The organism is Priestia sp. JV24 (assembly GCF_025910025.1).
GTDB lineage: Bacteria > Bacillota > Bacilli > Bacillales > Bacillaceae_H > Priestia > Priestia megaterium.
Window position 1 is genome coordinate 1 of sequence record NZ_JAPCIN010000058.1, and the last position, 5,942, is coordinate 5,942.

7 protein-coding genes are annotated in these 5,942 nt (G+C 33.3%); 2 read left to right on the forward strand and 5 right to left on the reverse strand.

The window, feature by feature from the left end; all coding sequences use genetic code 11:
• Nucleotides 1-11: 11 nt before the first annotated feature.
• Entirely contained in the window at nt 12-257 is a 246-nt protein-coding gene (locus OK414_RS29320; protein ID WP_182030788.1) for a hypothetical protein, read from the reverse strand.
• A 486-nt stretch (nt 258-743) separates the two neighbouring features.
• Nucleotides 744-1,346 carry a hypothetical protein gene (locus OK414_RS29325; RefSeq protein WP_182030786.1) on the reverse strand — a complete coding sequence of 201 codons (603 nt, stop codon included), beginning with the start codon at nt 1,344-1,346 and terminating at the stop codon, nt 744-746.
• A 586-nt stretch (nt 1,347-1,932) separates the two neighbouring features.
• Here OK414_RS29325 and OK414_RS29330 point away from each other — a divergent pair.
• Together OK414_RS29330 and OK414_RS29335 are read left to right on the forward strand one after the other, a co-directional pair.
• On the forward strand, nt 1,933-2,406 hold the full coding sequence (locus tag OK414_RS29330) for a replication/maintenance protein RepL (protein ID WP_182030784.1): 474 nt from the start codon (nt 1,933-1,935) through the stop codon (nt 2,404-2,406).
• Between the two features lie 152 nt (nt 2,407-2,558).
• Nucleotides 2,559-2,909, forward strand: a complete 351-nt coding sequence (locus OK414_RS29335) for a response regulator transcription factor (RefSeq protein WP_182030782.1) — start codon at nt 2,559-2,561, stop codon at nt 2,907-2,909.
• Nucleotides 2,910-2,960: 51 nt separating this feature from the next.
• Here the strand turns inward: OK414_RS29335 and OK414_RS29340 are convergent, their stop codons facing one another.
• From OK414_RS29340 to OK414_RS29350, 3 genes are all read right to left on the reverse strand, one after another.
• Nucleotides 2,961-3,458: an HTH domain-containing protein gene (locus tag OK414_RS29340; RefSeq protein ID WP_182030780.1), complete on the reverse strand. Its 498-nt coding sequence runs from the start codon at nt 3,456-3,458 to the stop codon at nt 2,961-2,963.
• Between the two features lie 370 nt (nt 3,459-3,828).
• Complete coding sequence (locus tag OK414_RS29345) at nt 3,829-4,809, reverse strand: SDR family oxidoreductase (protein WP_182030778.1); 981 nt, start codon at nt 4,807-4,809, stop codon at nt 3,829-3,831.
• Between the two features lie 273 nt (nt 4,810-5,082).
• A complete protein-coding gene (locus OK414_RS29350; protein ID WP_182030776.1) occupies nt 5,083-5,187 on the reverse strand; it encodes a YjcZ family sporulation protein in 105 nt (34 codons plus the stop codon).
• Nucleotides 5,188-5,942 lie beyond the last annotated feature (755 nt).

A 5,942-nucleotide genomic window follows, 5' to 3' on the forward strand; every position in this document is an offset into this window, starting at 1 on the left:
TTTTTTTGTATTTACTCTCCACCATCATCTCCATCGCCTATATCTATAAAAGGATCATCCGTGGAATCATTCTCTTCCCCTTTTTCAAAAACATCTTTAAAAACTCTATCAAGTAACCTTGAGTTACTAGCTAACATTCCATTTTCCCCGTTAACAAATTGATTGATTGTATAAATTTCTGTTAATCCTTTTTCAAATTTTCTCTTTGCTAAGAAGAAGATTAATAATAAACCAATACAAATCACTATAATAATCATCTCAGCACCCCTATTTCACTTTTAAATAAAGCCTCATATACATAACAAAGACCGCCCATTATCTATCAGTGTATAAGGCGGTCTTATCTATATTCATGCTATATATCTATTCGTAAATTCCCGACATTATTTCCAATGCCCCCATCATCACATTCTAAAAATAAAACAATGAAAAAACAGAAGAAGGTTTTTATAGTTAACTGATTACTAACGTAATTAATGTTATCTATAGAAAAGTATCTTGAAAATCACATGCTATTCGCTTTTGTTTTTAAATAAAGCTGACAATTACCTCTATAACAAACATAAGGGGTAAATATCATATAGAACATGTCATGGTACAAAGAAAAAGACACCTTTAAGGTGCCATTTTTTAATAAATCTTCTCTTACATATGATGAAAAACATACTATATACCGTTCTTGATACATTATTAAAGTTGTCAATAACGTAGGAACTTATATTGTTTGTAAAACTTACCGTAAATTAAAGCTTCCAAAACTCCCACCATTTGTTTTTAGAATTCTTAGCCACAGCAGCTTCAATCATAGCTTGGCGTTGATCCATAGAATTTCTCATGGACTCAATCAATTGACTATCTCTTTTATCTAATCTTTGTTCAATGTATTTTTGTTGCTGTTCTAATTGTTCCATCAGCATTTTATTAAACTCTTTTTGTTGTTCAAGCTGTTCCACTATATCGTCCAGCGTAGCGAGCTTATCAAGCTTATTTATTAAGGAATTATATTGCTCATCTGTTAGGGTAATTTTATCCTCTGAACCCTTGTCTATCAAGGTCGTATCGGTTGCCGCTTCGCACCCAATATGCTCATCATTTTCTTCAAGTTTTAAGTCATTATATTTAGCAGCTAGCGTATTGGCAATATGGCCCAAAGACAAATTTCCTGTCTTTGAGAGGCCATTAAACTCTTTAAATAATAAAATATGCTTATCTAAGAACACTCTATGGCCGCTTTCATTTCTAAGGAACATATAGCCCGCTTTTTCCATGTACTGTGCATACTTACGTACTGTAGCGACCGATATGCCCACAATCCCTGCTATTTGGCTACTTTGATATTCTTTCATATTGCCTCCTATACTCGCTACGCTAAGCAATACGGCGCAACGAATTAGTTTTCCTGCATTTTATTTAATATAAATATATCACTTTTTTTGCCCCCTTCGTTTTGGGGTGGCGTGCTGGCTAGGGGTTCGGGGACTAGTCCCCGTTTGTGTAACTTATTTTAGTAAAAGTGCCAACTATGGACGGCTGCTCTGGCGGTTCGGCAGGTATAATGGTTGTCACAAGCCGATCATCTTAAACTTCGTTTTGGGTATGTTCGGCTTGGCGATATAACCAATCCTGCCGAAATTTGAAATGCAAGGAGAAAAGAGTGGAGATTTTTTAAGTGATTTTCTTAAAAAATACTACTCGAACCTTGCATGAAAAATAGCCCTTATTAATTATAGATAAGAGTAAAAAAAGTAGTGAATTGGTTAAAAACGTTGATATATCAGTAGTTTAAGAGGGTTTCTATCGGTTTAATTTTTTGCACCTTTCGGTTTAATTTTTTGCACCTTTTGGTTTAATTAAATTAAACCGTTGATTTCTTGGTAAACCATTTAGTATAATAAAAGTATACTAAATATAGAAATTTGAGGTGACCGATTTATGAATGAAAAAGGAAAAAAGAAAAAAATAATGACTACTAGAAAGAAAATAAAGTTTTCAGGAACTCAGAAATATATAAACCAAGATACTGGTGAAATCGTTGAAATGAATGTTACTGAAATTGAAGAAAGAGACGCTAACTTTCATAAAGTTTGGTTAGGTCATGTAATTCAATCTCTTGATTTAATTGGGAATAAGAAAATTCATATACTAACTTTTATTATGGACAATCTTAACAAAGAAAATCAGTTTTTATATACATATTCAATGATCGAAAAAGAGACGGGCATTTCCAGAAGAACTATTGCAGATACAATGACAGCTCTACAAGAAAGTGATTTCTTAAAGAAAGTTAAAAACGGTCATTATGAAGTAAACCCTGATCAAATCTTCAAAGGCGGTAAAAAATCAAGAATGGATATCTTACTTAGATATAAAAACCTTTCGGCGTTAACTGAAGACGAAGAAAATTAAGGGGGGTGATTCAAACGATTTGCATCAAGATTAGACACAACAAAACAAAAAGGGCATTTCTCCTGGCAGAGAAACACCCCATTGCTTAATGAATTTTCGAATGCAATTTTATTATAGCATGGGTTGCCCTCAAAAAATAGGAGGGTCTTATCATGGATCAAACTGAAAAATTATTAATAGGCATTGAACATGTTCTAAGTCTAGCTTCCGATTTAGTAGATGAAGTTGCTCGACTAAAGAGTGTAGAAGAAGAATGTAAAATGCTAAAAGAGAAAGTCTTCATGAACCAACTAACTCAAGCAGAACAAGAAGTCTTTGCTCTAGCTATTGACGGTCATTCTATTTCAGAAATACAAAACCTTCTCCATAAAGAAGAAAGCACCATTAAAAATCAAAGAAAAAGTATCTTAAAGAAATTGAATACGGAATCTATGACAGACGCTGTTCAACAATTTCAAAATCTACATGAAGAACCTTCAGAGAAAATAATACGTATTTCATAACCATATAAGTGCCTTTAAGGCTAAAAAGCAGGCTTAAGCCTGCTTTTCTTTTCAGTCTAATAATCCCTTCTCCTTAAACACTTTTCTCAAAGCTTCATTTACTAATTCTGATTTATAACTTTTAGGGACTCGATCAATAATATTTAACACATCATCATCAAAATAAAAACCTCGATAGACTCGTTTTGAACGGTCTTTTGGACTTTGCAACAACAAATCAATTGCATCTACTGTACTAGCTTTTGAAGAACTAGTGCTCGTACTTTCGCTTTCATCAACATAGCTCATACTAGCTGCTACTTCGCTAGTAGCCAGCTTTTGTTCTGCTAGCATTTTACTGTTTTTAGAGATAAGGGTACTAAAATCAACATCTAAAGGCTCTGATTCTTGTCCAACATAGCGATAAATACTTTCCTTACTGTCCCATTCATAGCCTAATTTCTTAATCTTTAATTGAATCGTACGAGTACTTACATCATACTGATCAGCTAATTCTTTAATGGTGATTTCTTTCATCATAATGCCATTTAACATCTTTTTTACCAGCATCCTACTATCCCCCATTTTCGTTTTAGAATTATAGTACTAGTATTCAAATGCAAAGTAATATTTCCTGCTTTCATACAAGCAGGAAATTGCAAACGTGATTGTTTGGGTGCCAAGAGGGTTCAGGGGAGGAAAGAGCGTTGTTGAAGCTGACAATCGATATTTCCACAGAAGTCCGTACTCCGAAAGATTAAATTATTGGATAATTCAGCTCATAATTTGGATAGCAATAGTATGGTGGTCTAAGTCCTATTTTAGACATTGGCCAGGAATCCTCCATATAGACCATCTTTACTTTTTTATCTGAATGGTTTACTAGCAATAATTTTACTTCTGGATTAAATTCATACCTCAAAATGGTAACCTCCTTCAATTAAGAATGTGTGGATTCCCCTCCATCAACATGAAGAACTTGACCAGTAACAAAACGAGAATCATCAGAAGCAAGATAGACAAAGGTTGGTGCAAGTTCAAATGGATGAGCAACTCGTTCCATTGGATTAAATGCTCCATATACAGCGACTTGGTCTGACGAGAAACTTGCTGAAATAAGTGGGGTCCAAATTCGGCCAGGGGCGACAGCATTGACTCGAATCCCTTGTTTCACAACATTTTTAGCCAAGGCACGTGTCCAACCAACTATTGCGCCTTTTGTGGCCGTATAATCAATCATTTGCTGCTCGCCTACATATGTTACCACTGAGGAAGTGCCAATGATTGAGCTACCTGGTTTTAAATGAGGAAGCGCTGCTCTTGTTGTGTAAAAATGAGAGTATATATTAACTTTAAAGGTGTCATCGAATTGCTCATCTGTAATGTCAAGCAAACTTAATTGTTGGAATTGGATACCAACGTGGTTACAAAGAACATCGAGACGCCCAAACGTATTTACTGTTTGTTCTACAATCGAGATACACTGTTGTTTGTCTCGCAAGTCACCAGGCATTAGAAAACAACGTTGTCCGAGTTGTTCAATCCTTGTTTTTGTTCTATTCGCATCCTCATGTTCATCTAAGTATGAAATAGCAACATCTGCGCCTTCTTTGGCAAACGCAATTGCTACTGCTGCACCGATACCACTGTCACCTCCTGTAATAAGTGCTACTTTTCCTCTTAACTTCCCACTCCCTTTGTAGTTCGGGTTTTCGATAATAGGAAGGGGTACCATAAGTTTTTCCACTCCGGGATGACGCAGCTGGCGTTGTTCAGGTAAACTTATCGGGATTTCTTGATAACGTGTAATCTTCCCATAGTTAGGATACATAGGATAAGGTTGAGTTTTCATATTCGCTTTAAACATTTGTTGCATTTGTTTTATTTGGTCTAATTGATGGTTTTGATTTTTTTGATCCATAAAAACCTCCTATAGAAGTAATTTTCTTCTATAGAATGTTTATGTTGTTCGCTATAAATATAGTAAGAAAAGCGTGAAAAAAATTATTTACTTTCAAGATAGAATCTTATTCTTTCTAGATAAAAAGGGTCCTATATAATAGAAATTAATTTATATGCAGAAGAAGGCAATTTTCAGTACATAGATAAAGTAAAAAAAGCTAGCATTAAGCTAACTTTTTTACGTCGAGAACAAAGAATCATTAATAATTAAAATAAAAATAATCTCTAATTATTAGCAACCGCCGTAGCCGCCGCCATAACAACTGCATCCAATGATGACTAGAAGAATAAATAGTACAACAAGTAAAGCAAAACCAGATCCACCATAACTAGACATATAAACACTCCTTTTTTTATCAAATTTGACTAAAGGAGTAAAGGCTTTAATACACATGGGTTGAAACATCATATGTGAAAATAATAAACAATGAGTTTGTTCAACTTTTAAATATGTAAAATGGGCTAATATTTCCATTTCAAACATGTTATGAAATCTACACTGTATGTGATTATAACTAAGAAGAATAAAAGTTGTATTTTTGAACAAACTATCCAAGATGCAATGAGGCATCACTTATGAAACTCAATTACGTAACCGAAAAAGCTACCCTATCACACACCAGGGTAGTTTTTTCGGTTTTTAGACTATATACGATATACAACCTTAGTTAACATAATGTCTCTTCAGAACCCAACAAGACAATACAAAAAACATCTACATAAAATAAAAGAAAAGAAGAGATAAAACTCTATAAACATTGATATAACAACATTTCTGTGAATTAACTATAATCATATACGTTATTAACTATAATCGTATTTATTATAAATTATAATCACATACGTTACAGACCATAATCATATTTGTTATAAAATATAATCTAAAATAGATTATAAAAATAATCAAAACACCTTGAAATTATCTAATTTTTATAATACGATACAGATTATAAATTATAATATAAAAGAGGTGTAATTTTGAAAGCTTGGGAAAAGGACTTAATCGGAGATACACAAAGAAAAAAAATCAATAAAGAAGTTAAAGAAACAGTTACTAATGATGATGGAGAAAAACTATTTCAAAGACATATT